Origin of the sequence: Streptomyces sp. NPDC029044, assembly GCF_040637495.1 — a bacterium.
Classification (GTDB): Bacteria; Actinomycetota; Actinomycetes; order Streptomycetales; family Streptomycetaceae; genus Streptomyces.
On sequence record NZ_JBEZWN010000135.1, the window covers coordinates 1 to 5,073 of the forward strand.

A 5,073-nucleotide genomic window follows, 5' to 3' on the forward strand; every position below is an offset into this window, starting at 1 on the left:
GGGCTCTGCCCTCCCCGGCCACGCGTCGTTTCCCCGGTCTCACGCGCTGTCTGCGAAGCATCGTCACCTGTTTGACCGGTGACGCGCTGAGGCGGCATGCTGCTGATCGTCCGAGGAACCAGCGTGATTCCGAAGTCACATGACCGTTCGACGGTCCTGTCGGATCCTCGCTGTAGTCGCCGCCGTAGCGGACCGGGCCGTCCCACGGCGGGGTCGAGTCGATCAGGTCGGTGCAGAGACGCCGTCGAGCGCACGGCGGCCGCCCAAGGAGGACCAGGTCGAGGTTGGGAAGACTCTGCCGGAGGTGACCCAGCGTCCCGTGGACCGACAACGAGCCCACGCTGGGGCTGAGTTCATCGGCGATCAGCTTCAGCAGCGTGCTCTTGCCCGCGCCGTTCGGAGCGACCAGGCCCGTACGGCCGGTCGTGACGATGAAGGACAGGTCGCTGAAGACCGGGGTGTCGTCGGGCCAGGAGAAGGACGGGCCTCAGCGCGTCCGGTGGCCGTCACATCCGGGTCTCACGCGGAGATGTCGTCTTCACCCACCACGTCTGTGACTCCTCGACGCACGGTCAACGACAAAGGCAAGGAGATCTCCTCCTTGCCTCTCTCAAGTTATAGCCCACAGGGGGGCTTGCGGCAAGGCCCGGGTGGCGGCGCAGAATCGTCGACCGAATCCACAACCTGCGGAAACGGGGACACGCCGTGCGTGCGTCGGAGATGAACGAGCCATACGTGCTGGATCTTCAGGAGGTCGACGGGACACAGCCAGCGGTCGTCGGGGGCAAGGGCGCACATCTGGGCGCACTGTCGCGGATCCCGGACATCCGCGTGCCGGGTGGCTTCTGCGTGACGACTGAGGCCTTCCGGCGGATCGTGACGCGAGCGCCGGCGATCGATGAGCTGCTGGACCAGCTCTCCCGCGCCGACCCGGACGACCGGGAGGCGATCCGCACGCTCAGCGCGCGCACGCGCCGGGCCATCGAAGGGATCACCGTCCCGGGCGATCTCGCGGCGGCGATCACCGGTGCGCTCGCCCACCACGGCGAGCGGGCCGCCTACGCCGTCCGGTCCAGCGCCACGGCGGAGGACCTGCCGACGGCATCCTTCGCCGGCCAGCAGGACACCTACCTGAACGTCATGGGGCCTACGGCGGTCCTCCAGCACATCAGCCGTTGCTGGGCCTCACTGTTCACCGAACGGGCCGTCACCTACCGGCGGCGCAACGGCATCGACCACCGCACGGTCCACATGGCCGTCGTCGTGCAGAGGATGGTCCTGCCGCGCGCGGCCGGCATCCTCTTCACCGCCGACCCCGTCACGGGCAACCGGAAGGTGGCCACCGTGGACGCCGGCTTCGGCCTCGGTGAGGCCCTGGTGTCCGGTCTGGTGAACCCCGACGTCTTCGCGGTGCGGGACGGCGAGATCGTCACCAGGACGATCGCCGCGAAAAAGCGCGCCGTTCACGCCCTGCCGGACGGCGGTACGCAGGAGAGGGCGGTCGACTCGCAGCGGCAGAAGCAGCCGGCGCTGACGGATGCGCAGGTCGTGCGGCTCGTACACCTCGGACGGCGGATCGAGGCACACTTCGGCGGCCCGCAGGACATCGAATGGTGCCTGGATGACGACGGCTTCCACATCGTCCAGAGCCGGCCGATCACGACGCTCTTCCCCGTCCCCGAGACCGACGACGAGAAGAATCACGTCTACGTCTCCGTCGGACATCAGCAGATGATGACCGACCCCATGAAGCCGCTGGGGCTCTCCGTGTGGAAGCTGACGGCCATGGCTCCGATGACCGACGCCGGCGGGAGGCTGTGGGTCGACGCCACCCGGGCCCTGACGACGCCCACGAGCCGCACGGGCCTCCTCGACCTCGTGGGCAGGGGCGACCCCCTGACCAGGGACGCGCTGGAGACCGTCCTCGAACGCGACGATTTCGTCCCTCTGCACCCGGACCCGGCACCCGGCACACCCCCGGCCGGGCCCCCGCCCGCCCCGATCGAGACCGACCCCGCCATCGTCAACCGGCTGATCGAGCGCAGCGAAGCGTCCATCGCCGCCCTGCGGCGCGACATCGGCACGAAGACCGGCCCGGCCCTGTTCGACTTCCTGCTGGAGGCCTTCACGGAGCACAAGCGGGTCCTCGGCGATCCGCTGAGCATCAAGGTGATCATGGCGGGGATGGAGGCCACCTGGTGGCTCAACGACAAGCTGCACGAGTGGCTGGGGGAGAAGAACGCGGCGGACACGCTCACGCTGTCCGCCCCCGACAACATCACGTCGCAGATGGGACTGGCGCTGCTCGACGTCGCCGACGTGATCCGCCCCCATCCCGAGGTGGTGGCGTTCCTGCAAGACGTCGAGGGCGACGGTTTCCTGGACGAGCTGGCGAAGTTCGCGGGCGGCACGGAGGCGCGCGACGCCATCGAGAGCTACCTCGACCGGTACGGCATGCGCTGCGCCGGCGAGATCGACATCACGAGGCCTCGGTGGCGCGAACAGCCCGGCGCACTCGTGCCGGCGATCCTCGACAACGTCAGGAACTTCGGACCGGGCGCGGCCGAGCGGCGCTTCGAGCAAGGGCGGAGGGAGGCGGAGAAGAAGGAACAGGACGTGCTGACGCGCCTGCGGGCGCTGCCCGGCGGCGAGAGCAAGGCCGCAGAGACCAAGAGGATGATCGACCGGGTCCGGACCTTCATCGGATACCGGGAGTACCCGAAGTACGACATCGTCAGCCGCCTCTTCGTCTACAAGCAGGCGCTGCTGGCGGAGGCCGGGCGCCTCGTGCAGGCCGGCGTACTGCGCGAGCGGGAGGACATCTTCCACCTCACCTTCCAGGAGCTCCAGGAGGTCACACGCTCGAACCGGGTGGACGACCGGCTCGTCCGGCAACGCAGGGAAGCGTTCCGTACCTACGGCGCGCTCACACCTCCCCGGGTTCTCACATCGGAGGGCGAGGGCCTCAACGGGGCGTACCGGCGTGACGACGTGCCGGACGGTGCCCTGATCGGCCTGCCGGTGTCCGGCGGGACCATCGAGGGCCGGGCCCGCGTCATCCTGGACATGGCCCACGCGGACCTCGAACCGGGCGACATCCTGGTCACGGCCTACACGGACCCCAGTTGGTCCCCCCTGTTCGTGGGCATCGCCGGCCTGGTGACGGAGGTGGGCGGCCTGATGACCCACGGCGCGGTGATCGCACGCGAGTACGGCTTGCCGGCCGTGGTAGGCGTGGATCAGGCCACCCGGCTGATCCGGGACGGACAGCGGATCCGCGTGCACGGAACCGACGGGTACATCGAGATTCTGTCGTGACCGACACGCGGAGAACGCTCAACTGCCCGGGTGAAACGGCTGTGTCCGGGTGCGTCGGGTACCTGCTCGCTCTCGGCGCGCACCAACCCTGACCGGGAGGTGAGCCCGTCCGACTCCATGGCCAGGTGCCGGGCCGGGCCGCCGTATCGGTCGCCCTGCGGGCCACCCATGACGACAGGGCCACTCTGTACGGAGATGTCCTGGGGTCTGGCGCGACCGGGCGGGCGACCGGCTCGGAGGGGGCCCGATCGACTCCGGGCATCACCTGTCCGGAGAGGCCCCCGACGCCCTGGCGGCGGCCCCGGCTTCTGGCGGGACGGCACCGGCCGTTGAACCAGCGCAGCCGACAGGACCGGACCGAGGGGTTACGGGCCCGAGAGGGCACGGCCGCGGCGGCACCGGTCCGGCCGACGCGGATCAGGAGGCCAGGGCCTGTTCCGTGGTGGGGTGGCAGGGGATGAGCGTGTCGACGCCGACCAGCTCCAGGACCCGCAGCACCGACCTCTGAGCGCCGGCGATGCGAACCCAGCCGTCCGCGCTGCTCGCCTGCTGGTGTGCGGCGACGAAGATGTTGATGCCGCTGGAGTCCATGAAGGTCACCCCGCTGAGATCCGCGACCGTCCGCGGCGGCATCTCGCCGCTCTCGACCAGCAGGGCCTCGCTGAGCACGTCCTGGACATCGTGATCGATCTCACCCCGCAGGGTCACGACCCGGATGCCTCCGGCCATGTGGTGTTCGGCGTGGAGCCGGCCCGGCCGGTCCGCTCTCTCGTGCTGGGACACCTTCTCCTCGACTGTGTTTAGGCTTGCCCGGTCAGAACGTGCACGGTTGATTCTGCCCCACCGCCCCGGCCCGATGCACCCGGGCGGCTGTGCCGAACAACACCTTTGTGGCATGCAGGGTCGCAGAACGGGTACCGGCGCGCGTGAACGGGGAGTGAGGGCGAGGCCAGTGGAATCTGCTGCCGACGGTGACGGGTGTGCGACGCCGGACGTGCATCTCCTGCGCGTCGAGTACGCCTTGGACGGGGACGACAGCTGCATCGCGGACGCCCGTCATCACGCCACTGCCTTCCTCGACCGGGCGAGCGACGACCAGCACCTGCCCGTTTCCGCCCGGGCGAGGGACCTCACCCAGCTGGTCGTCAGCGAGCTCGTCACCAACACCCGCAAGTACGCGCCCGGGCCCGTCCTGCTGGAACTGCGCATCACCGCCCGCACCGTGGAGATCACCGTGTGGGACAGCGACCCCAAGATCCCCGCGGCCCGTGCCACCGACCCCAGCAGGATCGGCCAGCACGGCCTGGAGATCGTGAAGGCCGTGGCCGAGGACTTCGAGGTACGGCGCGAGCCGGTGGGCAAACGCATCACCGCGCGGATCGCGCTGGCCGACGAGCCCGGCGGCATGTGACGTGTCCGAACGCGGGGCTGGTCGGTGCCGGGCAGACGAAGTCCTCGACTGGCTTGTCCGACCGGAGCACCTCACCCGGTGCGCGTCAGGCGATCCACGCCTCGTTGTTCCGGTGCCGGTACAACCCCACGGCGGAGAACTCGTCCTCGCCTGCGCCCGCCACCGCTCCCAGACGTCGCAGCGCCTGGGAGATCGGGCTGCCCGCCGGCGGAAAGGGCTGGCCCTCGTCCACGTGCAGCGGTGCGATCGCGTGCCCGTGGTAGCACCCGGCGAACTTGATCACCTTGGTGCGCTGCGTGAACCCGCGCGCGAGCCGGATCGCGGACATGGTCGCCTCGGTACCG

Annotated in this window: 3 protein-coding genes and 2 pseudogenes; 2 read left to right on the forward strand and 3 right to left on the reverse strand. The window is 69.8% G+C overall.

All coding sequences use genetic code 11. From position 1 onward, the window contains the following. Nucleotides 1–286: 286 nt before the first annotated feature. Nucleotides 287–481, reverse strand: a pseudogene (locus AB0E85_RS39610) (ATP-binding cassette domain-containing protein); the annotation flags it as partial. Nucleotides 482–720: 239 nt separating this feature from the next. Here AB0E85_RS39610 and rph point away from each other — a divergent pair. After that, complete coding sequence (gene rph / locus AB0E85_RS39615) at nt 721–3,318, forward strand: rifamycin-inactivating phosphotransferase (protein WP_361937611.1); 2,598 nt, start codon at nt 721–723, stop codon at nt 3,316–3,318. Between the two features lie 417 nt (nt 3,319–3,735). Here rph and AB0E85_RS39620 read toward each other — a convergent pair whose 3' ends face one another. Beyond that, a complete protein-coding gene (locus tag AB0E85_RS39620) occupies nt 3,736–4,101 on the reverse strand; it encodes an STAS domain-containing protein (protein WP_361937612.1) in 366 nt (121 codons plus the stop codon). A 169-nt stretch (nt 4,102–4,270) separates the two neighbouring features. Between AB0E85_RS39620 and AB0E85_RS39625 the strand changes: the two genes are divergently transcribed. After that, the gene (locus tag AB0E85_RS39625; RefSeq protein WP_361937613.1) at nt 4,271–4,729 is read left to right on the forward strand and encodes an ATP-binding protein; all 459 of its coding nucleotides are present in this window, start codon (nt 4,271–4,273) and stop codon (nt 4,727–4,729) included. A gap of 250 nt (nt 4,730–4,979) precedes the next feature. Here the strand turns inward: AB0E85_RS39625 and AB0E85_RS39630 are convergent. After that, nucleotides 4,980–5,073: pseudogene (locus AB0E85_RS39630) on the reverse strand (aminotransferase class III-fold pyridoxal phosphate-dependent enzyme); the annotation flags it as partial.

What these genes read in the sequence shown, in the direction of transcription:
- rph (WP_361937611.1), top strand. Translation starts at nt 721, where the DNA reads ATGAACGAGCCATACGTGCTGGATCTTCAGGAGGTCGACGGGACACAG.